General features: G+C 67.7%; 21 protein-coding genes. 11 read left to right on the forward strand and 10 right to left on the reverse strand.

Annotated elements, in window-relative coordinates; genetic code table 11:
* Positions 1-40 precede the first annotated feature (40 nt).
* Complete coding sequence (locus GU927_RS17370; protein WP_161763786.1) at positions 41-415, forward strand: GFA family protein; 375 nt, start codon at positions 41-43, stop codon at positions 413-415.
* A 168-nt stretch (positions 416-583) separates the two neighbouring features.
* On the opposite strand, the gene fabA is transcribed toward GU927_RS17370, so the two are convergent.
* Positions 584-1093 (reverse strand): bifunctional 3-hydroxydecanoyl-ACP dehydratase/trans-2-decenoyl-ACP isomerase, encoded by a 510-nt coding sequence (fabA, locus tag GU927_RS17375; protein WP_161763720.1) that lies wholly within the window; start codon positions 1091-1093, stop codon positions 584-586.
* Between the two features lie 168 nt (positions 1094-1261).
* Here fabA and irrA point away from each other — a divergent pair, with 168 nt between their 5' ends.
* Positions 1262-1678 (forward strand): iron response transcriptional regulator IrrA, encoded by a 417-nt coding sequence (gene irrA, locus GU927_RS17380; protein ID WP_161763721.1) that lies wholly within the window; start codon positions 1262-1264, stop codon positions 1676-1678.
* Between the two features lie 80 nt (positions 1679-1758).
* Here irrA and GU927_RS17385 read toward each other — a convergent pair whose 3' ends face one another.
* From GU927_RS17385 to GU927_RS17395, 3 genes are all read right to left on the reverse strand, one after another.
* Entirely contained in the window at positions 1759-2388 is a 630-nt protein-coding gene (locus GU927_RS17385; RefSeq protein WP_161763722.1) for a hypothetical protein, read from the reverse strand.
* The gene (locus tag GU927_RS17390; protein ID WP_161763723.1) at positions 2385-3287 is read right to left on the reverse strand and encodes a hypothetical protein; all 903 of its coding nucleotides are present in this window, start codon (positions 3285-3287) and stop codon (positions 2385-2387) included. The genes GU927_RS17385 and GU927_RS17390 overlap by 4 nt, the downstream gene beginning before the upstream one ends.
* A gap of 106 nt (positions 3288-3393) precedes the next feature.
* The gene (locus GU927_RS17395) at positions 3394-4176 is read right to left on the reverse strand and encodes a sterol desaturase family protein (protein WP_161763724.1); all 783 of its coding nucleotides are present in this window, start codon (positions 4174-4176) and stop codon (positions 3394-3396) included.
* 114 nt (positions 4177-4290) lie between these two features.
* Here GU927_RS17395 and GU927_RS17400 point away from each other — a divergent pair, with 114 nt between their 5' ends.
* Genes GU927_RS17400 through GU927_RS17410 form a run of 3 tightly spaced genes read left to right on the forward strand, consistent with a single transcriptional unit; the run spans position 4291 to position 7252 of the window.
* On the forward strand, positions 4291-5127 hold the full coding sequence (locus tag GU927_RS17400; protein WP_232489257.1) for a class I fructose-bisphosphate aldolase: 837 nt from the start codon (positions 4291-4293) through the stop codon (positions 5125-5127).
* Entirely contained in the window at positions 5127-6263 is a 1137-nt protein-coding gene (locus tag GU927_RS17405) for a Gfo/Idh/MocA family protein (protein ID WP_217765717.1), read from the forward strand. The genes GU927_RS17400 and GU927_RS17405 overlap by 1 nt, the downstream gene beginning before the upstream one ends.
* Complete coding sequence (locus GU927_RS17410; protein WP_161763726.1) at positions 6260-7252, forward strand: carbohydrate kinase family protein; 993 nt, start codon at positions 6260-6262, stop codon at positions 7250-7252. The genes GU927_RS17405 and GU927_RS17410 overlap by 4 nt, the downstream gene beginning before the upstream one ends.
* Here GU927_RS17410 and GU927_RS17415 read toward each other — a convergent pair.
* The 4 genes from GU927_RS17415 to GU927_RS17430 all read right to left on the reverse strand — a co-directional run bounded on the left by GU927_RS17415 (position 7228) and on the right by GU927_RS17430 (position 10852).
* Positions 7228-7905, reverse strand: a complete 678-nt coding sequence (locus tag GU927_RS17415) for a DUF1028 domain-containing protein (protein WP_161763727.1) — start codon at positions 7903-7905, stop codon at positions 7228-7230. The genes GU927_RS17410 and GU927_RS17415 overlap by 25 nt on opposite strands.
* A 149-nt stretch (positions 7906-8054) precedes the next feature.
* Positions 8055-8468: a RidA family protein gene (locus GU927_RS17420; protein ID WP_161763728.1), complete on the reverse strand. Its 414-nt coding sequence runs from the start codon at positions 8466-8468 to the stop codon at positions 8055-8057.
* Between the two features lie 106 nt (positions 8469-8574).
* Positions 8575-9714, reverse strand: coding sequence for an aromatic ring-hydroxylating oxygenase subunit alpha (locus GU927_RS17425; RefSeq protein ID WP_161763729.1), 1140 nt, complete (start codon positions 9712-9714; stop codon positions 8575-8577).
* A gap of 202 nt (positions 9715-9916) precedes the next feature.
* Entirely contained in the window at positions 9917-10852 is a 936-nt protein-coding gene (locus tag GU927_RS17430) for a LysR family transcriptional regulator (RefSeq protein WP_161763730.1), read from the reverse strand.
* Positions 10853-10999: 147 nt separating this feature from the next.
* Here GU927_RS17430 and chvE point away from each other — a divergent pair, with 147 nt between their 5' ends.
* The 6 genes from chvE to GU927_RS17460 all read left to right on the forward strand — a co-directional run bounded on the left by chvE (position 11000) and on the right by GU927_RS17460 (position 18535).
* Positions 11000-12067, forward strand: coding sequence for a multiple monosaccharide ABC transporter substrate-binding protein (gene chvE / locus GU927_RS17435; protein WP_161763731.1), 1068 nt, complete (start codon positions 11000-11002; stop codon positions 12065-12067).
* Between the two features lie 66 nt (positions 12068-12133).
* On the forward strand, positions 12134-13666 hold the full coding sequence (gene mmsA / locus GU927_RS17440; RefSeq protein ID WP_161763732.1) for a multiple monosaccharide ABC transporter ATP-binding protein: 1533 nt from the start codon (positions 12134-12136) through the stop codon (positions 13664-13666).
* On the forward strand, positions 13666-14862 hold the full coding sequence (gene mmsB, locus GU927_RS17445; RefSeq protein ID WP_161763733.1) for a multiple monosaccharide ABC transporter permease: 1197 nt from the start codon (positions 13666-13668) through the stop codon (positions 14860-14862). Before mmsA ends, mmsB begins: the two co-directional genes overlap by 1 nt.
* 10 nt (positions 14863-14872) lie before the next feature.
* Positions 14873-15865 (forward strand): AraD1 family protein, encoded by a 993-nt coding sequence (gene araD1, locus GU927_RS17450; RefSeq protein WP_161763734.1) that lies wholly within the window; start codon positions 14873-14875, stop codon positions 15863-15865.
* A gap of 7 nt (positions 15866-15872) precedes the next feature.
* Positions 15873-17615: an L-arabinonate dehydratase gene (araD, locus tag GU927_RS17455; RefSeq protein ID WP_161763735.1), complete on the forward strand. Its 1743-nt coding sequence runs from the start codon at positions 15873-15875 to the stop codon at positions 17613-17615.
* Complete coding sequence (locus GU927_RS17460) at positions 17615-18535, forward strand: Gfo/Idh/MocA family protein (RefSeq protein WP_161763736.1); 921 nt, start codon at positions 17615-17617, stop codon at positions 18533-18535. The genes araD and GU927_RS17460 overlap by 1 nt, the downstream gene beginning before the upstream one ends.
* A 319-nt stretch (positions 18536-18854) precedes the next feature.
* Here GU927_RS17460 and GU927_RS17465 read toward each other — a convergent pair whose 3' ends face one another.
* Together GU927_RS17465 and GU927_RS17470 are read right to left on the reverse strand one after the other, a co-directional pair.
* Positions 18855-22067: an efflux RND transporter permease subunit gene (locus tag GU927_RS17465; protein WP_161763737.1), complete on the reverse strand. Its 3213-nt coding sequence runs from the start codon at positions 22065-22067 to the stop codon at positions 18855-18857.
* Positions 22060-23070 carry an efflux RND transporter periplasmic adaptor subunit gene (locus GU927_RS17470; RefSeq protein WP_161763738.1) on the reverse strand — a complete coding sequence of 337 codons (1011 nt, stop codon included), beginning with the start codon at positions 23068-23070 and terminating at the stop codon, positions 22060-22062. The genes GU927_RS17465 and GU927_RS17470 overlap by 8 nt, the downstream gene beginning before the upstream one ends.
* Positions 23071-23091 lie beyond the last annotated feature (21 nt).

Below are 23091 nucleotides of genomic sequence, written 5' to 3' on the forward strand. Positions count from 1 at the left end.
CATGGGGGAAGGGGCAAGGGGATTGGGTATGGAGGACGGGATGGAACGGGTGACGGGGGGCTGTCTATGCGGGGCGGTGCGGGTGGTGGCAGAGGGCGCGCCGCTGCGGGTGGGGGTGTGCCATTGCATGGACTGCCGCAAGCATCACGGGGCGGTGTTCCATGCGTCGGCGGTCTATGCCGAGGGGCGGGTGGCGGTGACGGGGGAGTTCGCGGAGTGGCGGGGGCGGTGCTTCTGTCCGGTCTGCGGGTCGTCGGTCTTCTCTCGCAGTCCGGGAGAGGTGGAGGTGCATCTGGGGGCGCTGGATGAGGTGGGGGTGTTTGCGCCTTCGTATGAGTTGTGGACGGTGCGGCGGGAGGGGTGGCTGCCGGAGTTTCGCGGGATGGTGGGGTTTGCGGGGGACCGGGAAGGCTGAGGGGGAATAGGAGATATCCGAACTGGCTTGGAGCGACGGAAGGGGTGCGGCCGCCCCGGGGGGGCGGGACGGCCGCGCCCCGATGCTTGGGGCATCGGGGCAGGACTGACCGTTGCGCGGAATGAAAAAGGCGCCTCGCGGCGCCTGTTCGAGGGGGGGTGTGGAGGCTCACGCCTCGCTCAACGCGACCTTCATGTCCTTGACGATGTAGATCACCTCGCCATCCGCCTCGACGATGCCATCGGCGACGCCCATCGTCAGGCGGCGGGTTTGCAGGGCCTTGGTGAAATCGACCTTGTAGGTCAGCATCTTGCGGTCGGGGCGGACCATACCGGTGAGTTTCACCTCGCCCACCCCCAGCGCGTAGCCGCGGCCCTGCCAGCCGCGCCAGCCCAAGTTGAAGCCGGTGAGCTGCCACAGGCCATCGAGGCCGAGGCAGCCGGGCATGATCGGGTTGCCGGGGAAGTGGCAGTCGAAGAACCACAGGTCGGGGGTGATGTCGAATTCGGCCACGACATGGCCCTTGCCATGCAGGCCGCCATCCTCGGAAATCTCGGTGATGCGGTCCATCATCAGCATGGGCGGTGCGGGAAGCTGGGCGTTGCCGGGGCCGAAGAGTTCGCCCCGCGCGCATTTCAGCAGGGCTTCGCGGTCGAAGCTGGTCGGATAGGCGGCCATAGGATCGGTTCCCGTTTGTCTTATTCTGTCACATTCCCGTGTATCACCCGCATGGAAGGGGTGGCAAGGGCGGCGCGGCGGGGCGGATGCGACCTATTTTCATTTGTGTTTTCGCCCCTTTCCACCCTATATGGACATGCAATTGGCCCATCGGGGATGACAGGCGGCATGGCGGTTTCGGCGATCGAACGCGGGACGGAATGGCTGGCGCGGGGCGGGCTTCGCCCGACGCGGCAGCGTCTGGCCCTTGCCGCGCTTCTGGTGGGGGATGGCGAGGACCGGCATGTGACGGCGGAAAGCCTGTTCGCGCTGGCCGACCGGACGGGCGAGCGGGTGTCGCTGGCCACCGTCTATAACACGCTGCGCGCCTTCTGCGAGGCGGGGCTGATGAACGAGGTCGTGGTGGACGGGTCGAAGAGCTATTTCGACACGCGCATGGACGACCATCCGCATTTCTACTGGGAGGACAGCGGTCGCCTGACCGATGCGCCGGCCGAGGAATTGCGGATCGCGGGCCTGCCCGAGGCGCCCGAGGGAATGCAGGTGTCGCGCGTGGATGTGGTCATCCGGCTGAAGCGGGCCTGAGCGGGGGCGGTTGCCCCTGACGCGGCCCCCGACGCGCTGGCGGGTTGTCCCGCCGTTGCAGGTTCCGTTACAGGGGTCGGTCACAGCGGATCGAGGAAGCAGTCGATGATCTGCGCCATCTCGGCCGCGGGGATGGCCCTTGGCGCGAGGTCGAAGATCGCCATGCGGTCGGCAAAGCGCGCGGGTCGGGCGAAGCGTTCGATGCGGCGGTGGTAGCGGCGGCCTTCGTAATCGTCAAAGAGCAGCGTGACGGGCCGCGTGATCTGGAACAGGGTGGTGAGGAAACAGGCCGTGCGGAAGCGGCCGTCGACGAGCACCACATCGGGATGGCGGAAGTCGGGGCGTTTCCAGACCGAGAGCGGATAGTGCGGCCAGCGCCGGAAAGAGCGCGGGTCCGAGGGGCGGCCCCATGCGCCGGTGCGCCCCACATCGACGTGATGCATGACGACGGGCGAGGCGGGGGGATGGGCGCGGAACCAGCCTTCCATGTCGGCGGACCATTTCGCGTCGCTTTCCACGGAAAAGACGGTCTTGCCCGCCAGTTCGGCAGCCACCAGCGTGGAGCCGCCGGAGCCGTATTCGAGGATGACATCGGCCTTTGCATAGGCGTCGCGCAGGGCATCGGCGGCGGCGGGGGGCAGGGTGAGTTCGGGTCGCCCGGTAAAGCCCTGCGGGAGGGGCGGGGCGGTGTCGGGGGGGGAGTCGGTCACGGCGTGGCCTCGGGCTGGGAGTAGAGGGAATGGGCGGTGGCGGGGGCGGGGAGGAGGGCCGACATCCGCTCGGGCAGGTGCAGGTGGTGGCCGCGGGCTGAGTTGGCGTCGGGGATATGGCCCGGATGGGGGCCGGAGCGCGAGGGGATGGAGGCCATGACATGGGTGCGGGCGGCTGTGGCCAAGGCGTCGAACGCGGGCGGGGCGGGGGTGGCCACTTCGGCAAAGCGGGACAGGCGGTCGGCGATATGCGCGCCCTGCGTGGCATGTTCCGCGGCGGTCTTGCGCTGGCTGATGCGCGCCTCGGCGGCGGCGCGGTCGAAGAGGGCGAGGTGGAAGAGCAGCAGGCCCTGCGGGATGTCGATCCCGACATCGCGCGCGCGGTGGAAGCCGCCCACCCAGCGGACGGGGCGGCGGATGGCCACCAGTTTGCAGAATTCGCGCGTCAGGATGGCATGGCGGCGCTGGGCGAGGATCGGGGTTGCGGGGTCGAGCGGGCCTTCGTCCGGACCCTGGATGATGTCGAGCCCGAGGGCGGCGGCGGCGGCGTCTTGCGGCAGGCGGGCGAGCAGGGCGGGCAGGTCCCTCCCGCAGGCCGGATCGGCGGCCACGAATTCGTCGATATCGGTCCGGAGCACGAGGTCCGCGCCGCCCTTGAGCAGGGCCGCCGCGTGGCGGGACTGCCAGCGCGAGGTGAAGCCCAGCCGCTGCGGCCGGTCGCGGGGCACGTCGGGGACGACGTGCAGGTTCACGCCGGTCAGGTCGACCTGCGGGGTCCAGTCGTCGCCGTCGAGCATGATGTGCAGGTTTTCGCGTCCGAAGAGGCTGCCGTAATAGGCAACCCAGAGGGCAAGGAAGAAAGTGTCGGTCCTGACATTGGTGAGGACGGCGATACGCATGCACTCGGTCTCCTGCCCGCGGGGCGGCATTCACATGGGGCGATGTAACTGTGTCTGCGGCGGGCTGCCAAGGGGGCCTGTGGGGGCCGGGGCCGGACAGGTGCGGTCAGGGACGGCGGAAGGGCTGGGTCAGGAGGCGGTCGAGCCATGCCTCGCGGCGCGTGTGGAAGGCGCCGATGCCCAGCGGCATGGTGGCGGGGTCGTCCTGCGGGGCGGCGCGGTAGGTGCCGAAGGCGCGGTCCCAGAGCGAGAGGGTGAAGCCGTAATTGCTGTCGGTTTCCTCGCGCCGGAGGGAGTGGTGGATGCGGTGCATGGCGGGCGTCACGATCAGTCGGCGGAGCAGGCTATCGGTGCGGTCGGGCAGGCGGATATTGGCATGGGTGAAGAGGGAGGTGGCGTTCAGCGCGATCTCGAAGGCGATGACGGCAAGGGCGGGGGCACCCAGCATGACGACGGCTGCGATCTTGAGCAGGGTGGAGAGCAGGATTTCCAGCGGGTGGAAGCGCAGGCCGGTGGTGGCGTCGAGATGGGTGTCGGAATGGTGCATCCGGTGCAGCCGCCACAGCAGCGGGATGCGGTGCATCAGCCAGTGCTGGCCCCAGATCAGGAGGTCGAGGAGGAGGAAGGCCAGAGGGATCGCGGCCCAGAGGGGAAGCGGGGAGAGGAGGCCCCAGCCGTTGGCCGTGGCCCATGTGGCGGCGGTGACGGGCAGGACGGGGATCAGCAGGCGCACGAGGGCCGTGTCCACGGCGACGAGGGCGAGGTTGTTGGTCCAGCGGATCAGGCGGGGAATGTCGGCGCGGCGGTCGGGGGCGGCGAATTCCCATGCCGCCATCGCGGCAAGGATGCCGAGAAAGGCGGTCAGGCGCAGGGTTTCGGCGGTGTCCATCGCAGTCCCGTTTCGGGAATTATGGCGCGGCGGGGGCGGGATTGGCAAGATCGCGTCAGGCTTGATCGGCGGGGGCGGGTCGGCTAGGCTTTGTGGAAACGTTTTCATGGAGAGATGACGATGAAAGCCGCCCGGATGAACCGCCTGTTCGCGCCTTCGGGCAATTGCTTTGACGTGGCGATCGACCACGGGATGTTCAACGAGCGGAGCTTCCTTGGCGGGATCGAGGATATGGGGGCGGCGATCCGCGCCATTGCGGCGGCCAAGCCCGATGCGATCCAGTTGCCGCCCGGGACGGCGCCGCTGTTGCAGGGGATCAGGGGCAAGGACAAGCCCGCGCTGGTGCTGCGGACGGATATCGCCAATGTCTATGGCACGCCGCTGCCCCGCGCGCTGTTTTCCGAGGTGATCGACCGCGCGGTGGAGCAGGGGGTGGTGCTGGATGCGGCCTGCGTGGTGGTGAACCTGCTGCTGCTGCCCGATCAGCCGGAGGTCTATCGCGCCTGCGTTCGCAACGTGAATGCGCTGAAGCGGGAATGCGAGATCATGGGGATGCCGCTTATGGTGGAGCCCTTGGTCATGCAGGACAATGCCAAGGGCGGCTATATGGTGGACGGGGATATCGACAAGATCCTGCCGCTGGTCCGGCAGGCGGCGGAGCTGGGGGCGGATATCATCAAGGCGGACCCCTGTTCGGACGTGTCGGACTATCACCGCGTGGTGGAGATCGCGCAGGGCTTGCCCGTGCTGGTGCGGGGCGGCGGGCGGGTGTCGGATGCGGAAATTCTGGCGCGGACGGCAGAGCTGATGCGGCAGGGGGCGCGGGGCATCGTCTATGGGCGCAATGTGATCCAGCATCCGGACCCTACGGGGATGACGCGGGCCTTGATGGCGGTGGTGCATGAGGGGGCCAGCCCCGAGGCGGCGCTGGCCATGATCGGGGGGCAGTGATGCGCGAGGTGCGGTTCGGCATCATCGGCTGCGGGTTGATGGGGCGCGAGTTCGCCTCGGCCGCGGCGCGGTGGATGCATCTGACGGGGATGCGGGCGCGGCCGCGGATCGTGGCGGTCTGTGACACGAACGCCGCGCTGATGGGTTGGTATACGGATGCGCTGGGGCCGATGCAGGTGACGACGGATTACCGCGCGTTGCTGGCCAATCCGGAGGTGGAGGCGGTCTATTGCGCGGTGCCCCATGTGCTGCATGCGGAGATCTACCCTGCCATTCTGGCGGCGGGGAAGCATCTGCTGGGGGAAAAGCCGTTCGGGATGGATCTGGTGCAGAACCGCGCGATTTCGGCGGCGATTGCGGCGCGGCCCGATCTGCTGGTGCGCTGTTCGTCCGAGATGCCCTTCTATCCCGGCGCGCAGAAGGTGGTGGAGTTCGTGCGCTCCGGCGCGGTGGGGCCGGTGCTGGAGGTGGAGGCGTGCTTCCTGCATTCCAGCGACATCAACCCCGACAAGCCCATCAACTGGAAGCGGATGGCGGGGGTGAATGGCGATTATGGCTGCATGGGCGATCTGGGGATGCATGTGCTGCATGTGCCGCTGCGGCTGGGCTGGCGGCCCGCGCGGGTGACGGCGTCGCTGGTCAAGCGGGTGGAGACGCGGCCCGATGGCAAGGGCGGGCGTGTGGCCTGCGATACGTGGGACAATGCGACGATCACCTGCGACGTGCCGGATGCGGGGGGGGCGTTTCCCATGGTGTTGAAGACCTGGCGGATCGCGCCCGGCGAGGCGAATACGTGGTCGATCCGCGTGCTGGGGATGAACGGGTCGGCGGTCTTTACCACCAAGAGCCCGCGCCAGTGGTCGTGGATGCGCTATGAGGCGGGCGGGGCGCAGGGCTGGGTGACGGAGGATCTGGGCTATACGCCGCTGTTCGGCGCCATCACGGGGGGGATTTTCGAATTCGGCTTCACCGATGCGATCCAGCAGATGTGGGCGGCCTTTGTCGATGAGCTGGCGGGCGGGGATGCTAAGGGCTTTCCTTGCGCCACGCCAGAGGAGGCGGCGGCACATCATGCGGTGCTGACGGCGGCGCTACAGGCGGGGATCAGCGGGCAGGCGGTGGAGGTTTCCTATTGAATCGGCGGGGCGTCGCCTGTGCGGGGAACTGGATCGTGGACATCGTCCACACCATCGAGGGCTGGCCTGCGAAAAGCGACCTTGTCCGCATCCTGGACGAGGTGGAGGGGACGGGGGGTGGTGCTGCCAATGTGATGCTGTCGCTGGCGGCGTTCCGGACAGGGCTGCCGCTCTGGGCCATAGGCTTGGTGGGGATGGACCGGCACGCGGCCACGGTGCGCCGGGCGGTGGAGGCGGCGGGGGCGGACGGGGCGCAACTGGCCGAGACGGACCGCGCGCCCACGGCGCATACGCATGTGATGAATGTGACGGGGGACAGCCGGACGTTCTTTTACCATCCCGGCACGAATGACCTGCTGGATGAGGGCGATATCGCGGTCGAGGCGGTGGCGGAGGCGGGGGCGCGGCTGTTCTATCTGGGATACCTGAACCTGCTGGGGCGGCTGGATGTGGTGGCGGGCGGGTCCAGCGGGGCGGCGCGCGTGCTGGCGCGGGCGCGGGCGGCGGGGATGGTGACGGTGGCCGATCTGGTGTCCACCGACCGCGCGGGGTTCGCGGATGCGGTGGAGGCGGCGCTGCCGCATCTGGATGTGCTGTTCCTGAACGAGGGGGAGGCCGCGCGGGCGACGGGGCTGGCTGTGGCGGGGCCGGATGATCTGGAGGCGATCACGGCGGCAGCAGGGCGGCTGCGGGAGGGCGGCGCGGGGGCGGTGGTGGTGCATACGCCCGCGCTGGGGCTGTGGCTGGATGCGCGGGGGGCGGTGGTCGTGCGGCCCGATCCGGTGGCGGCGGCGGATGTGGTCAGCCCCGTGGGCGCGGGCGATGCCTTCGCGGCGGGCTGCATCTACGGGCTGCATGAGGGGTGGGGGCCGGAGGAGTGCCTGCGGCTGGGGCATCGGGCGGCGGCGTGGTCGCTGCGGGGTGCGACGGCGACGGGGGCGATCCCGCCGCTGTCGGTGCTGCTTCACTCGTCGCCGGGGACGCCGTAGGAGGGCGCCTCGCGCGGGTCTTTCGCGCGCTGTATATAGGCGGGCATCTGGGGGGCGTAGACGGCCCATGCGCGCGCCACGGCCTCGATCGGGCGGGCGTCGTCGGACCAGTCGATGCGAAGCTCCGCCACGGGCCAGCTTTCGCGGTCCACCATGAGAAGGCCTGCGGAATGGACGGGGCCCGCCTCGCCGCCTGCGTCGCGGCCGGCAAGGAGGGCGGCGATGAGGCGGTCGCCCAAGGGGCCGCGTGCGGCAAGGAAGCCGTCCACCATGGCCTGCGGCACGCCGTCATGGGCAAGGAGGTTGCCGCCCGCGATGACACCTGCACCCGTTGCGATGCCCCAGTTGCCGAGGATGCGGCTGCCGCAATGGGATGCCGTCCCGCCGTTGCGGTCCACCACCATGAGCTGGCGGTAGTCGATATGGGCGGCGGTGGCGGTGATCTGTGCCATGGCCTGTGCGGCGTCCGCCCCTGCGGCCAGCGCATCGAGGAGTTTCGGCCCCAGCGTCGGGTCGGTGATGTTCTGCGTCGCGGCCACGCCGACGCTTGCGCGCGCATGGGCGCAGCGGGCGGCCACGGCGGGGGAGGAGGAGGAGATCACCATCCCGAAGGCGCCGGTATCCGGGCAGCGGGCGAGGAGGGAGAAGGTCATTTTGGTCCTCTGCTTGGCGGGCCGCCGGGGGACTTTGCGTCCCCCGGACCCCCTGCAGGATATTTGGGGACGGAAAATGAAGGCTGCTTCATCTCGGTCCAAATACTCTGCGGGGGTCCGGGGGTGCAAAACCCCCGGCTTGCGACGGGTCAGTCCGGTATGACGGCAGTTGCGTCGATTTCCACCAGCCATTCGGGGCGGGCCAAGGCCACGACCACGAGGCCGGTGCAGACGGGGTGCACGCCGCGGATGTATTCGCCCATGGTGCGGTAGACGGCTTCGCGGTGGCGCACGTCGGTCAGGTAGACGACGAGTTTCGTCACATGCTCCATCTTGCCGCCGCACTCTTCCACCAGTTGGCGGATGTTCTGCATGACCTTGTGGGTCTGTTCCACGGGATCGTGGCTGTCGATGTTCCTGGCGGTGTCGAGGTCCTGCGGGCACTGGCCGCGCAGGAAAATCATCGTGCCCCGCGCGACGACGGCCTGCGCGAGGTCGTTGTCGAGCTTCTGTTCGGGGTAGGTTTCCTTGGTGTTGAACTTGCGGTGGCGGGTATGGGCCATTGGGTCTCTTTCCGGCGTTGCGACTGGTGGCAGGCGCCGGGGGTTTTGCACCCCCGGACCCCCGCAGGATATTTGGGAACAGATGAAGGGGCGGATCAGGACGGCATCATGTCTGCGGCATCATGCGGGCGATGTATTGCGCGAATTCGAAGTTCGGGCGTTCGAGGTGGCTGAGTGGGCCGGGGGTGGACAGGGCCGAGAGCAGGCCGCGATAGACCTTTTCGGTGCAGCCCTTGTCTTCGACCTGCACGTCGTCGAGCAGCGCCTTGACGGATGCCAGATGCGCGGGGGCGTCGGGGTCGGCCATCCAGTCGGCACTCATCCCGCCGCCGAAGAGTACCTTGACGTGGCCGGGGCCGTCGGGGGTGAGGGAGAGGTACCAGAAATAGCCCGGCGTCAGGGTGATGAGAAGCGCGGGGTAGATCGCCAGAAGCCATGTGATGCGGCGTTCGTCGCCTTGGAGTTTCGTGTTGGTGGGATGGGCCAGCCCAAGGGGGACGAGGTCGTTCTTGACGATCCAGTGGTAGTTGAAGGCATCGGTCCCTTCGGGGCATTCCATCAGCGCGAGGTCGCAGGTGCCGCCGATTGTGCCTGCGTGGCAGGCGGGGAGGTGGTAGCTCTCCATGAAATTCTCGGCCAGCACCTTCCAGTTGGTGTGCCAGCGGAATTCCTCGCGGAAGGTTTCGGTGTAGGAGGCCATGTCGAGATGGCCCACCAGCGCCTCGACATCGCGCAGGCGGTCGTGGATGTCGGGGGCGTCGGGGTTGAGGGTGACCATGATCCAGCCGTGCCAGTCGGCGACGCGGATGCGGGGCAGGTGGACCTGATCCTTGCAGAAGGTTTCGTTCAGCGTCATGGCAGGCGCGCCGCGCAAGGAGCCGTCGAGGTTGTAGGTCCAGGCGTGATAGGGGCAGACGATGGCGCGGACGCGACCGCGGCCTTCCAGCAGCGTCGACATGCGGTGGCGGCAGACGTTGGACAGGCCGCGGAGTTGCCCATCGCGGTCGCGCAGGATGATGACGGGTTCGCCCGCGATGTCCATCGTCAGGTAGTCGCCGGGATCTTTCAGCGCGTCGGCGCGGCCGGCGCAGAGCCAGTCACGCGCGAAGATGTGGCGCTGTTCGGCCTCGGCGAAGTCGGGCGAGGTGTAGACCGATTTCGGCATGGCCTGTGCGCGTTCGAAGGGGACGGCGACATTGGCGCGGAGTTCTTCGATGGCTTTCAGGGCGGGGTCGAGGGCGGTCATGGCGGTCTTTCTGGAAGGGGGGCGTAAAGGCGAGTTTGGGGCATGGGGTTCGGCGGGGGAAGGAGGGTTTTCCGTGGTGTAGGTTAGGCTGGGCCTAAGCAGGGGTTGTGACCCCGTCCCGGGCTTGACCCGGGACCTGCGGGTTTGCCGGGTTCGGGGGGAGGCCCCGGGTGAAGCCCGGGGCGGGGTTTGCGCATTTGCGTCAGCCTCCGCTTTCGCCGGCGGTGACAAGGGCGGCAAGGCGGGCGGCGGCGGGGGTGAGGGTGGCGCCTTGCCGCGTCAGAAGGCCGTAGGGGGCCACGGTGATGCCGAGGTCGAGGGGGAGGATGACGTAGGGCGAGTCGGGGCCCGCGAAGCGGTCGCAGACGGCGCGGGCGAGGGGGGCGATGGCGTTGGATTGCTGGATCAGCGCCAGCGTCAGCAGGAAGGACGAGGTCGAGAGGCGCTGCGGCGGGGTGGGCAGGCCGAGCGCCTGCAGCCGCGCGATGACGGTGCGGGTCAGGAGCGCGTCGGGGCCGGGCATGACCCAGTCGAAGGCCATCAGGTCGTCGGGGGCGAGGCGCGGCAGGCTGGCGAGGCGGTGGCCGCGCCGGACCATGAGGGCCACGGGTTCGTCGCCCATCGGGGCGGAGAGGGAGAGGTCGCCCTCCATCCCGTCGGGCATCCGGCCGATAGCAAAGTCGATGCGGCCCGTCAGGAGTTGCTGGGCGAGGAAGTCGGAGGGGGCCACGATCACCTCGGCCGTGACGGCGGGCAGGGCGAGGCGGGCGGTGCGGAGCGCGGGAAGGACGCGGTCGAGCGCGGGGCCGGTGACGGAGCCGATGCGGACATGGCCGGACTGGCCGTTCGCGATTTCCGCCATCTCGCGTTCGGCGTCGCGCAGTTCGGTGACGATGCGGGTGGCGCGGTGGGCCAGGGCATGGCCCATGGGGGTGAGGGTCAGGCCGCGCCCCGTGCGCGTATGGACGGGCTGGCCGGTGATCCGCTCCACCTCGGCCAGAAGGCGCGAGGCGGCGGGCTGGGCGAGGCCCAGCCGTTCGGCGGCAAGGGTGAGCTGGCCGGTTTCGGCAAGGGCCGCAAGCAGGCGGAGATGCGAGAGCTTCAGCCCGCGGCGGAGGAAGGTGTCGGGATCTTGCATGACGGTTTCGTTATGAATGGATCACGAAACAGTCTTTGACGGATATGCGAGGCTGTTGCAACTGTTCGCCCCACGGCGCTTGCGGGGGGAGCCTGCGACGGGGCCGTCAACATGCCGTGGCGCATCACGGCGAGGGAGGATTAACCAATGCAACTTTCCAGAAGGGCGCTGCTGGCGCTCGCCACTGCCGCGTCGCTGGTCGGCGCGCCGTCTTTCGCGCAGGACAAGGGCACGGTCGGGATTGCAATGCCGACGCAGTCGTCGGCGCGCTGGATTTCGGACGGCAATTCGATGGTGGAGCAGTTCACCGCCGCCGGTTACGCGACCGACCTGCAATATGCCGAGGATGACATCCCGACCCAGCTGGCGCAGGTCGAGAACATGATCACAAAGGGCGTGAACGTGCTGGTCATCGCGGCCATCGACGGGACCACGCTGTCGAACGCGCTGGACAATGCCGCCGCGGCCGGGATCAAGGTCATCGCCTATGACCGCCTGATCCGTGACAGCGGTTCGGTCGACTATTACGCGACCTTTGACAACTTCAAGGTGGGCGTGCAGCAGGCGGAATCGCTGGTGGCCGGTCTGAAGGAGCGTTTCCCCGACGCGAAGCCGTGGAACGTGGAACTGTTCGGCGGCAGCCCGGACGACAACAACGCCTTCTTCTTCTACAACGGCGCGATGAGCGTGTTGCAGCCGCTGATCGACGCGGGCGACATCGTCATCCCGTCGGGCCAGATGGGCATGGACGTGGTCGGCACGCTGCGCTGGGACGGTGCGGTGGCTCAGGCGCGGATGGATAACCTGCTGTCGGCCAATTACGGCGACAAGCAGCTGCATGGCGCGCTGTCGCCCTATGACGGGCTGTCGATCGGCATCCTGTCTTCGGTCAAGGGCGTGGGGTACGGGTCGGGCGATTTGCCGATGCCGATCGTGACGGGGCAGGACGCGGAGATTCCGTCCGTGAAGTCGATGATCGCGGGCGAGCAGTATTCGACGATCTTCAAGGATACCCGCGCGCTGGCCGGTGTGACCGTGAAGATGGTCGATGCCATCCTGTCGGGCGGCGAGCCGGAGATCAACGACACCTCGACCTATGACAACGGCGTCAAGGTCGTGCCGTCCTACCTGCTGGAGCCGGTGTCGGTGGATGTGTCGAACTACGAGGAAGTCCTTGTCGGTTCGGGCTATTACACCGCGGACCAGCTGAAGTAAGCTTGACGGAAGAGGGCCCGTCCCCCGTGCGGGGGCGGGCCTTTCTGCACGCCTTTGGGGGGAGACATGGCGACGCTTCTGGAGATGCGGGGGATCAGCAAGGTCTTTCCGGGGGTCCGCGCGCTGGACCATGTGGACCTGACGGTGGAGCAGGGGGAGATCCACGCCATCTGCGGCGAAAACGGCGCGGGGAAGTCCACGCTGATGAAGGTGTTGTCGGGGGTCTATCCCTTTGGCAGCTATGAGGGCGAGATCCATTATGACGGCGCGTTGCTGACCAATCGGGGCATCCGGGACAGCGAGGCGAAGGGGATCATCATCATCCATCAGGAGCTGGCCTTGGTGCCGCTCCTGTCGATTGCGGAGAACCTGTTTCTGGGCAACGAGGTCGCGTCTAAGGGCGTGATCAACTGGCCGCTGGCGTTCCAGAAGACGGAAGGGCTGCTGCGGAAGGTGGGGCTGGACGAGGCGCCGACGGCGGTGGTCGGCAAGCTGGGCGTCGGCAAGCAGCAATTGATCGAGATCGCGAAGGCGCTGGCCAAGGATGTGCGGCTGCTGATCCTTGATGAACCCACGGCGGCCTTGCAGGAGAATGACAGCCAGAAACTGCTGGACCTGATGCTGGAGCTGAAGGCGCAGGGGGTCACGCAGATCATCATTTCCCACAAGCTGAACGAGATCGGGCGGGTGGCGGACCGGATCACCATCCTGCGCGACGGGGCGACGGTGTCGACGCTGCGCAAGGAGGAGATCAGCGAGGAGCGGATCATCCGCGACATGGTGGGGCGCGACATGGCGCACCGTTACCCCGAGCGGGACAGCAACCCCGGCGAGGTGCTGCTGGAGGTGGAGGGCTGGAACGTCTGGCACCCCGAGCAGACGGGGCGGCAGATGATCCGCGATGCGGGTTTTCATGTCCGCAAGGGCGAGATCGTGGGGATCGCGGGGCTGATGGGGGCGGGGCGGACGGAGCTGGCCATGTCCATCTTCGGCCATGCCTATGGGCGCAACATTTCCGGCAGGGTGAGGATGGGCGGTCGGGTCGTCGATACGTCTTCGGTGACGAAGGCGATCGCGGCGGGGCTGGCCTATGTGACCGAGGACCGCAAGCAGCTGGGTCTGGTGCTGGACGAGCCCATCGTCAAGAACATCACGCTGGCCAATCTGGCGGGGGTCGCCACGCGGGGCGTGCTGTCGCGCGGGCGCGAGCAACAGGTGGCCGAGGAGTATCGGCGGGCAATGTCGATCCGGACGCCGAGCGTGTTCCAGAAGGTGGTGAACCTGTCGGGCGGGAACCAGCAGAAGGTCGTGCTGTCCAAATGGCTGTTTGCCGATCCGCAGGTGCTGATCCTGGATGAGCCCACGCGGGGGATCGATGTGGGGGCGAAGTTCGAGATCTATACGATCATGAACGAATTGGCCGCACAGGGGCGCGGGGTGGTGATGGTTTCCAGCGAGATGCCCGAGCTTCTGGGCATGTGCGACCGGATCTACGTGATGAACGAGGGGCGGATCGTGGGCGAGCTTTCGCGGGCGGAGGCGTCGCAGGAACGGATCATGTCCATGATATTGAACGACGGCAAGGCGAGGGTGGCGTGATGGCGGATCAGGCGGCAAACGCGGGCGGCAAGGGGATCGGCGCGCATCTGGGCGGGCATCTGCGCGAGAACGGGATGATTTTGGCGTTGGTCGCCATCGTCCTGTTCTTTACCGTGATCGTGCGGGTGACGCAGGGCGTCGACTTCCTGTCGGCGCAGAACATCACCAACCTGTTCCTGCAGAATTCCTATGTCATCATCATGGCGCTGGGGATGCTGCTGGTGATCGTGGCGGGGCATATCGACCTGTCGGTCGGGTCCGTCGTGGGGTTCACCGGCGCAGTGGCGGCGGTGCTGACGGTCAATATGGGCTGGCCCGTCTATGCGGTGGTGCCCACCTGTCTGTTCGTGGGCCTGCTGATCGGGGCGGCGCAGGGCTATTGGGTGGCCTATTGGCGCATCCCGTCCTTCATCGTGACGCTGGCGGGGATGCTGGTGTTCCGGGGGCTGACGCTGTGGCTTCTGGACGGGCAGAACGTGGGGCCCTTCCCGAAGTCGTTCCAGTCGCTGTCCACGGGGTTCATCCCGGATGCCTTCGGCGTGGGCAAGCCGAACATCACGGCGCTGGTGCTGATCGCGCTGGCCTCTGTTGCCATCCTGTGGATGGGGCTGCGGGCGCGGGCGCGGGATCAGCAATTCGGGATCACGCCGGAGCCGATGGTGGTCTTTGCCATCCGGAATTTCGTGGTCGTGGCCGCGCTGATGTTCGTTGGCTACAAGCTGGCGTCGTTCCGGGGGCTGCCGAATGTGGTGGTGGTGCTGGCGGTGCTGACGGTTCTGTATGCCTTCTTCACGGAAACCACGACGACGGGGCGGCGCATTTATGCGCTGGGCGGGAACGAGAAGGCCGCGCGGCTGTCGGGGATCAATACGGACCGGCTGGTTTTCCTGACCTTCTGCAACATGGGGGTGCTGGCGTCGCTGGCGGGGATGATCGTGGCGGCGCGGCTGAATTCCTCGACCCCCAAGGCGGGGGTGGGGTTCGAGCTGGACGTGATCGCGGCGGTCTTCATCGGCGGGGCGTCGATGACGGGCGGGTCGGGCAAGATCATCGGGGTGGTGGTCGGCGCGTTGATCATGGGGGTGATGAACAACGGGATGTCCATCATGGGCATCGGCATCGACTATCAGCAGGTGATCAAGGGGCTGGTGCTGCTGGCTGCGGTCATCTTCGATGTCTACAACAAGAACAAGTGAGGGGGCTGTCATGCTGATTTCGCAGGTGAGGCGGCCGGATGGCGGGTTGGCCGTCGTGGTACGGTCGGGGTCCGAGGCGGCGGTGCTGCGCGGGGTGGAGAGCACCTATGCGCTGGCGATGGAGGCGGCGGCGACGGGGCGGCCCGTGGCGGCGCTGGTGGCCGAGCGGGGTTTGGGCGAGGCAGTGGACCTGCCGTCGCTGCTGGCCGAGGGGCGGGTGGTGTTGCCGATCACGCATCCCGATCCCGCGCATATGCATCTGACGGGGACGGGGCTGACGCATCTGGGCAGCGCCTCGGCCCGCGATGCGATGCATGCCAAGCTGGCGGGGGCGGAGGTGCTGACCGACAGCATGAAGATGTTCCGCATGGGGCTGGAGGGCGGGCGTCCTGCGGCCGGCCATGTGGGGGTGCAGCCCGAGTGGTTCTACAAGGGCAACGGCACGACCGCCGTGCCGCCCGGCGGCGCGCTGACCATGCCGGGCTTTGCCGAGGACGGGGGCGAGGAGCCGGAGCTGGCGGGGGTCTATGTGATCTCGCCCGACGGGGTGCCGTGCCGTTTGGGCTGGGCCTTGGCGAACGAGTTTTCGGACCATGTGACGGAGCGGGTGAATTACCTGTGGCTGGCGCATTCCAAGCTGCGCGAGGCGAGTTTCGGGCCGGAAATCCTGATCGGGGAATTGCCTGCGGACGTGCGGGGGACAAGCCGCATCCGGCGGGGCGGCGCGGTGGTGTGGGAGAAGCCCTTCCTGTCGGGCGAGGCGAACATGTCGCACACGATGGCGAACCTTGAACATCATCATTTCAAGTACGGGCTGTTCCGGCAGCCGGGCGATGTGCATGTGCACATGTTCGGCACGGCGACGCTGAGTTTTGCGGATGGCTTTGCCACGCAGGAGGGCGATATCTTCGAGATCGAGGCGGCAGAGTTCGGTCTGCCGTTGCGGAATACACTGGCCAAGGCCCCTGCGGATGCGGGTGCGCTGGCTGTGCAAGCATTGTGAGGAAAGCATGACCTTCAAACCCGCCAAATGGCCCCGCAAGCTGCGCTCGCAGGAATGGTTCGGGGGGTCGAGCCGCGACAACATCTATCACCGCGGCTGGATGAAGAATCAGGGTTTCCCGCATGACCTGTTCGACGGGCGGCCCGTCATCGGCATCCTGAACACCTGGTCCGAGCTGAACCCCTGCAACGCGCATCTGAACGCGCTGGCGGAAAAGGTGAAGAACGGCATCTACGAGGCGGGCGGGTTTCCGGTGGAGGTGCCGGTTTTCTCGGTTTCGGAATCGGCGTTCCGGCCCACGGCGATGATGTTCCGCAATCTGGCGGCCATGTCGATCGAGGAGCAGATGCGCGGGCAGCCGATGGATGGCTGCGTGCTGCTGGTGGGCTGCGACAAGACTACGCCCAGCCTGCTGATGGCGGCGGCGTCCACGGACCTGCCGTCGATCATCGTCACGGGCGGGCCGATGCTGAACGGCTATTACAAGGGTGAGCGGGTCGGGTCGGGGACGCATCTGTGGAAATTCTCGGAAGCCGTGAAGGCGGGCGAGATGAGCATGGCGGAATTCGCCGAGGCCGAGGCGTCGATGAGCCGGTCGGCGGGGTCGTGCAACACGATGGGCACGGCCAGCACCATGGCGAGCATGGCCGAGGCGCTGGGCATGGCGCTTTCGGGCAATGCGGCGATTCCGGCGGTGGATTCGCGCCGGCGCGTGATGGCGCAGATGTCGGGGCGGCGGATCGTCCAGATGGTGAAGGACGATCTGAAACCGTCCGACATCCTGACGAAAGCGGCGTTTGAAAACGCGATCCGCACCAATGCGGCGATCGGCGGGTCGACCAATGCGGTGATCCACCTTCTGGCGATTGCCGGACGGGTGGGGGTGGACCTGACGCTGGACGACTGGGACCGGCTGGGGCGCGACGTGCCGACCATCGTGAACCTGATGCCGTCGGGCAAATACCTGATGGAGGAATTCTTTTATGCCGGTGGCCTGCCTGTCGTGCTGAAGCGGCTGGGCGAGGCGGGGCTGCTGAACAAGGACGCGCTGACCGTGTCGGGCGAGACGGCGTGGGATCAGGTGAAGGATGTCACCAACCACAACGAGGATGTGATCCTGCCGGTGGAGCGGGCGATCACGCAATCGGGCGGCGTGGTGGTGGTGAAGGGCAATCTGGCGCCGAATGGCGCGGTGCTGAAGCCGTCGGCGGCGACGCCGGAGTTGATGGTGCATCGCGGCCGCGCGGTCGTGTTCGAGGATATCGACCACTACAAGGAACGGATCAACGACCCCGATCTGGATATCGACGAGACCTGCGTGATGGTGCTGAAGAATTGCGGGCCGAAGGGCTATCCGGGGATGGCCGAGGTGGGCAATATGGGCCTGCCGCCGAAGGTGTTGAAGAAGGGTATCACCGATATGGTGCGGATTTCCGATGCGCGCATGTCGGGCACGGCCTATGGCACGGTCTGCCTGCACACCAGCCCCGAGGCGGCGGCGGGTGGCCCCCTTGCCGTGGTGCGGGACGGGGATTTCATCGAACTGGACGTGCCGAACCGGCGCCTGCATCTGGATATCAGCGACGAGGAACTGGCCGCGCGGCTGGCCGCATGGACCCCGCGCATCGCGCCGCCCGACAGCGGCTATGCGATGCTGCACCACCAGCATGTGATGGGCGCGGACAAGGGGGCGGACCTCGAATTCCTGCGCGGCTGCCGGGGCGCGCCGGTGGGCAAGGATTCGCACTGATGCCGCGCGAGAGGATCGCCCTCGTAGGCATCGGCAAGATCGCCCGGGATCAGCATGTGCCCGCCTTGGCAGCGTCGCCCGACTGGGAACTGGCGGCGACGGTCAGCCGGTCGGGGACGGTGGAGGGGGTGGAGGCCTTCACCGATTTCGCCGCCATGCTGGAGGCGCGGCCCGATATCGGGACCGTGTCGCTGTGCCTGCCGCCGCAGCCGCGCTATCCCTATGCCGAGGCGGCGATACGGGCGGGGCGGCATGTGATGCTGGAAAAGCCGCCGGGGCAGACGCTGGCCGAGGTGCATTGCCTGCGCGCGCTGGCAGATGCCTTTGGCGTGTCGCTTTACGCGACATGGCACAGCCGGATGGCGGCGGCGGTGGCACCGGCCAAGGCGTGGCTGGCGGGGCGGGTGGTGACATCGGCGCGGATCGTCTGGCGCGAGGATGTGCGCAAGTGGCATCCGGGGCAGGACTGGGTGTTCGAACCCGGCGGGATGGGAGTCTTTGATCCCGGCATCAATGCGCTGTCGATCCTGACCGAGATCCTGCCGCATACGGGGCATGTGACGGGGGCGGAGCTGGAATTTCCGGCCAACCGTGACACGCCGATTGCGGCGCGGCTGCGGTTTTCGGAGAATATCACTGCCGATTTCGACTGGCGGCAGGAAGGCCCGCAGACCTGGGATATCGAGATCGAGACGGATGCGGGGCCCTGCGCGCTGCGCCTTGGCGGCAACCGGTTCGAGGTGGCGGGCCGCGATGTGGCGGGCGAGGAGAGCATCATGGGGGAATATCCCGCGCTTTACGCCCGCATGGCCGAGCTGGTGCGGGGGTCGCAGTCCGAGGTTGACCTTGCGCCGATGGTGCATGTGGCGGATGCGCTAACGCTGGGGCGTCGGGTGGTCACCGATCCGTTCCACTTCTGAACGGGATGCAGTGACCGGCAGCGGGGCGATCCGTCTGGGGAACGGAGGCTATGTGGCCCTGCCCGCGCTGCCGGTATGAACCATCTGCACTGGCACTGCACATATCCGGTATTGCGCTAGGGACGCCTCGGATCGGTCCGGCGGATTCCGCCTTTCCTTAAACAACAGGTATCCGGCAAAACGTTCCCTGTCGCTTGCGCGGTCGGGGGAGGCGGGTTTGACACCGTGGTGGCGGGGCGACCAACGCCTGTCGTTTCCATCCCTTGGTCGGCCTAAACAATTCGCCGGCGGGGACGTCCTGCGCCCCCGCCGGTCGCGGTCAGGTGCGGAACACCCGGTAGATCGCGGGAATCACCAGAACGGTGAGCAGGGTCGAGGACAAGAGCCCGAAGAGGAGCGAGATCGCGAGGCCCTGGAAGATCGGGTCGGCGAGGATGACCACGGCCCCGATCATGGCGGCGATGGCGGTCAGCAGGATCGGCTTGAAGCGGATCGCGCCGGCCTCGATCAGGCGGTCGACGGTGACGTCGCCGGTGCCTGTGTTGCGGATGAAGTCCACGAGCAGGATGGAGTTCCGCACGATGATCCCCGCAAGGGCGATGAAGCCGATCATGGAGGTGGCCGAGAAGGGCGCCCCGAAGAGCCAGTGGCCAAGGATGATGCCGAGGAAGGTCAGCGGGATGGGCGTCAGGATCACCAGCGGCAGCTTGAACGAGCCGAATTGCGCCACGACGAGGATGTAGATGCCCAGCAGCGCCACGCCGAAGGCGGCGCCCATGTCGCGGAAGGTGACGAAGGTCACTTCCCATTCGCCGTCCCAGAGGAGGGTGGTCTTCGTCTCGTCCTCGGGCTGGCCGTGCAGGCTGATTTCGGGTTTCGTGCCGGGGGCCCAGTCCTGCGCCTCGATCGCGCGGGCGACGGCGAGCATGCCGTAGAGGGGCGCTTCGAAATCGCCCGCCAGTTCGGCGGTGACCATTTCCGCCTCGCGCCCGTTGTGGCGGAAGACGGGGAATGAGGCGGTTTCGGTTGCCACCTGCACCACGTCGCCCAGTTCCACCACGCCGCGCGCACCGGGAAGGGTGTTGGCGGGGATGGGGGTGGTCAGGAAGCGGGCATCCAGCACGCGGTCGGACCTGTCGCGCCCGACGATGAGCGGGATCGGGTGGCGGCCGTCGCCGCGGTGGGAATAGCCCACCGTCTGGCCGCCGTTCAGGAGCGCGATGGTGTCGAAGACGTCCTGTTCCTGCACCCCGAAGAAATCGAGGTCGTCGGTCGAAATCGTGGCGCGCAGGCGGGGTGCGGGCTGGCCGAAGCTGTCATCCACATCGACGATGAAGGGGATGCTTTCGAACGCGGCCCTGATCTGGGCGGCGGCGGCGCGGCGGGTTTCGGCGTCGGGGCCATAGACCTCGGCCAGCAAGGTCGCGATGACGGGGGGGCCGGGGGGCGGTTCGACGGTTTTCAGGACCGTGCCCGCGGGGAGGTCGAGGGTTTTCAGCCGCTCGCGGATGTCCAGCGCGATGGCGTGGCTGGCGCGGTCGCGGTCGGTTTTCGGCAGGAGGTTGATCGCCACCTCGCCCAGTTGCGGTTCAGCGCGCAGGTAGGTGTGGCGGACAAGGCCATTGAAATTGAAGGGCGCGGGGGTGCCGGCGTGGGTCTGCACGCTGGTCACCTCGGGCAGTTGCAGCACGATCGCGGCGACGTCCTGCGCGACGCGGTCGGTGGCTTCGACCGATGCGCCTTCGGGCAGGTCGATCATCACCGAGAGTTCGGACTTGTTGTCGAAGGGCAGGAGCTTGACCGTCACGTCGCGGGTATAGAGAGCGGCGAGCGAGCCGAAGGAGAGCACGGCGGTGACGAGGAGGAAGGTCAGGCTGCGCCGTTTCGTGGCCAGAAGCGGGCGGGCGGTGGCGTTGTAGGCACGTTCCAGCCAGCCGCCGTGATGGCCGCCGTGGGTGTCGTCATGGGCATGGGCGGACATGTCGGCGCGGCCCGCGATCTTGACCATCAGCCACGGCGTGATGATGACCGCGACGAAGAAGGAGAAGATCATCGCGGCAGAGGCATTGGCGGGAATGGGCGACATGTAGGGGCCCATGAGGCCCGAGACGAAGAGCATGGGCAGCAGCGCCGCGACCACGGTCAGGGTGGCGACGATGGTGGGATTGCCCACTTCGGCCACGGCGTCGATGGCGGCCTGCATCCGCGGGCGGGCGTCCTTCATGCCCCAGTGGCGGGCGATATTCTCGATCACCACGATGGCGTCGTCGACGAGGATGCCGATGGAGAAGATCAGCGCAAAGAGCGAGACGCGGTTGAGCGTGTAGCCCATGATCCATGCGGCAAAGAGGGTCAGAAGGATCGTGACGGGTATGACGATGGCGACCACGACCGCCTCGCGCCAGCCGATGGCGAGCCAGACCAGCGCGATGATGGACACGGTGGCAAGGCCGAGGTGGAACAGCAGCTCGTTGGCCTTTTCGTTGGCAGTTTCGCCATAGTCGCGGGTGATGGTGAGGGTGACGCCGTCGGGGATCAGGCGGGGTTCGAGGAGGTGGATGGCGTGCAGCACCTCTTCGGCCACGACCACGGCATTGGCGCCGGCGCGTTTGGCGATGGCCAGCGTCACTGCGGGCGAGCGGGCGATGCTGCCGTCTTCGGCCCGTGTCAGGTGGCTGACGATGTGGTCGGAGGTGTCGGGGACGAAGCGGACGGTCGCCACGTCCGAGACATAGACGGGCCGTCCGTCGCGGGTGGTCAGAAGGAGGTTCGCCACCTCGGCCGGTGCGGTCAGGGTCTGGCCCGCCACAAGGTCGATCTGGTTGCCGCCGTCGCGGAGTTTGCCGGTGTTGAGCGTGCGGTTGGCCTGGGCCACCTTGCCCGCAAGCTGTTGCAGGGTGACGCCGTAAAGCGCCAGACGGTCGGGGTCGGGTTCGATGCGGATTGCCTCCTGCGCCTCTCCGACCAGATAGGTCAGGCCGACATCTTCGGTCTTCATCACCTCGGATTGCAGGGTGCGGGCAAGGCGGGTCAGGTCGTTGGCCGTGATGTCGGAGGCGGGGTCGGCAGAGAGGGTGAGCGACAGGATCGCCACGTCGTCGATGCCGCGCCCGATCACCAGCGGTTCGGGGATGCCGACGGGGATTCGGTCCATGTTGGCGCGCAGCTTGTCGTGCACGCGCAGGATGGCGTCTTCGGCCTTGGTGCCCACTTCGAAGCGGGCGGTGACGAGGGCGGCGTCGTCGCGGGTCTGGCTGTAGACATGTTCGACGTCGTTGATCCCCTTGACGAGGATTTCCAGCGGTTCGGTCACCAGTTTCACGGCATCTTCGGCGCGCAGGCCCTGGGCCTGCACGTGGATGTCGACGAGGGGGACGGAGATCTGCGGTTCCTCCTCGCGCGGGAGGGAGATCAGCGCGACGAGGCCCGCGGCGAGGGCCGCGAGGATGAAGAGGGGGGTGAGCGCCGAGGCGATGAAGGCGCGGGTCAGGCGGCCCGCGATGCCGAGGGCGGTGTCGGGACGGTCAGTCATGGCTGGCCTCTTCTGCGGCGGGGGCTTCGGGGGCTTGGGTCAGGATGCGGTCGCCCGCGCGCAGGCCGGAGAGGATTTCGACCATGGGCTGGCCGTCGATCACCTCGTGCGTGCCGGGGACGACGGCGCGCAGGCCCGCGCCGTCGATGGCGACGAAGTCGAGCCCCGCGCGGGTGACGAGGGCGGTTTCCGGCACGGCGAGCGCCTGCCGGTCGCCCACCGGCAGGCGGACGAGGATGCGGGCGTCGACGAAGTCGTCGGGAAGGCCCTGCACCTCGACATCGGCGATGACGCGGCCGTTCTCGATCAGCGGGTAGATGCGGATGAGGGTGCCTTCGGTCGGACCTCCGGCGCCGTCGATCCGGATCGTGGCGCCCGTGGTCAGGTCGGCGGCGTGGCGTTCGGGGATGGCAAGGCGCAGGAAGATGCCGCCGCCGCCCAGCATGGCCACGGGTTCGCCCGGCAGGACGACCGCGCCCTGTGCCACGGGCACGTCAAGGATGCGCCCCGAGACGGGGGCGAGCACCGCGCCTTCGGCGGCCTGCTGTTCGACGACCTGCCGCTGCGCGTCGAGTGCTGCGATCTGGCCGGTCACCACATCGACCTGCGTGCGGAGCGCGTCGAGCCGCTGGGCCGTGGTGACGCCCTGTTTCAGCAGTTCCTCGCCACGGGTCAGTTCGGCCTGTGCATTGTCCAGTTGCGCCGCAAGCGCCTGACGCTGGGCGGTCAGGGCCGAGAGCTGGAAGCCGATCTTCTGGTCGACGATCTCGGCCAGCACATCGCCCTGTTCGACCGTATCGCCTTCGGCCACGCGCAGGCTGGCCAGAGTGCCGCCAAGGCGGGCGCGGGCGGGGATACGGTCGCGCGCCTCGATCCGGCCGTAGACGGCCTTCCATTCGGTCAGGGTGACGGGGGCGAGGGTGACGCTCTCGGCCCGCGCGGCGGAAGCGGGGAGGAGGGCGGAGGCGAGGGCGAGAAAGGATGCGGTGGCGAGGATACGCATGGGAGACTCCTGCGGGTGACG

The sequence above is a fragment of the Paragemmobacter amnigenus genome (assembly GCF_009908265.2).
In the GTDB taxonomy this organism is placed as follows: Bacteria; Pseudomonadota; Alphaproteobacteria; order Rhodobacterales; family Rhodobacteraceae; genus Paragemmobacter; species Paragemmobacter amnigenus.

What these genes read in the sequence shown, in the direction of transcription:
- GU927_RS17370 (WP_161763786.1), top strand. Translation starts at nt 41, where the DNA reads ATGGAACGGGTGACGGGGGGCTGTCTATGCGGGGCGGTGCGGGTGGTG.
- fabA (WP_161763720.1), bottom strand. Translation starts at nt 1,093, where the DNA reads ATGGCCGCCTATCCGACCAGCTTCGACCGCGAAGCCCTGCTGAAATGC.
- irrA (WP_161763721.1), top strand. Translation starts at nt 1,262, where the DNA reads ATGGCGGTTTCGGCGATCGAACGCGGGACGGAATGGCTGGCGCGGGGC.
- GU927_RS17390 (WP_161763723.1), bottom strand. Translation starts at nt 3,287, where the DNA reads ATGCGTATCGCCGTCCTCACCAATGTCAGGACCGACACTTTCTTCCTT.
- GU927_RS17395 (WP_161763724.1), bottom strand. Translation starts at nt 4,176, where the DNA reads ATGGACACCGCCGAAACCCTGCGCCTGACCGCCTTTCTCGGCATCCTT.
- GU927_RS17400 (WP_232489257.1), top strand. Translation starts at nt 4,291, where the DNA reads ATGACGATGAAAGCCGCCCGGATGAACCGCCTGTTCGCGCCTTCGGGC.
- GU927_RS17405 (WP_217765717.1), top strand. Translation starts at nt 5,127, where the DNA reads ATGCGCGAGGTGCGGTTCGGCATCATCGGCTGCGGGTTGATGGGGCGC.
- GU927_RS17415 (WP_161763727.1), bottom strand. Translation starts at nt 7,905, where the DNA reads ATGACCTTCTCCCTCCTCGCCCGCTGCCCGGATACCGGCGCCTTCGGG.
- GU927_RS17420 (WP_161763728.1), bottom strand. Translation starts at nt 8,468, where the DNA reads ATGGCCCATACCCGCCACCGCAAGTTCAACACCAAGGAAACCTACCCC.
- GU927_RS17425 (WP_161763729.1), bottom strand. Translation starts at nt 9,714, where the DNA reads ATGACCGCCCTCGACCCCGCCCTGAAAGCCATCGAAGAACTCCGCGCC.
- GU927_RS17430 (WP_161763730.1), bottom strand. Translation starts at nt 10,852, where the DNA reads ATGCAAGATCCCGACACCTTCCTCCGCCGCGGGCTGAAGCTCTCGCAT.
- chvE (WP_161763731.1), top strand. Translation starts at nt 11,000, where the DNA reads ATGCAACTTTCCAGAAGGGCGCTGCTGGCGCTCGCCACTGCCGCGTCG.
- mmsA (WP_161763732.1), top strand. Translation starts at nt 12,134, where the DNA reads ATGGCGACGCTTCTGGAGATGCGGGGGATCAGCAAGGTCTTTCCGGGG.
- mmsB (WP_161763733.1), top strand. Translation starts at nt 13,666, where the DNA reads ATGGCGGATCAGGCGGCAAACGCGGGCGGCAAGGGGATCGGCGCGCAT.
- araD1 (WP_161763734.1), top strand. Translation starts at nt 14,873, where the DNA reads ATGCTGATTTCGCAGGTGAGGCGGCCGGATGGCGGGTTGGCCGTCGTG.
- araD (WP_161763735.1), top strand. Translation starts at nt 15,873, where the DNA reads ATGACCTTCAAACCCGCCAAATGGCCCCGCAAGCTGCGCTCGCAGGAA.
- GU927_RS17460 (WP_161763736.1), top strand. Translation starts at nt 17,615, where the DNA reads ATGCCGCGCGAGAGGATCGCCCTCGTAGGCATCGGCAAGATCGCCCGG.
- GU927_RS17465 (WP_161763737.1), bottom strand. Translation starts at nt 22,067, where the DNA reads ATGACTGACCGTCCCGACACCGCCCTCGGCATCGCGGGCCGCCTGACC.
- GU927_RS17470 (WP_161763738.1), bottom strand. Translation starts at nt 23,070, where the DNA reads ATGCGTATCCTCGCCACCGCATCCTTTCTCGCCCTCGCCTCCGCCCTC.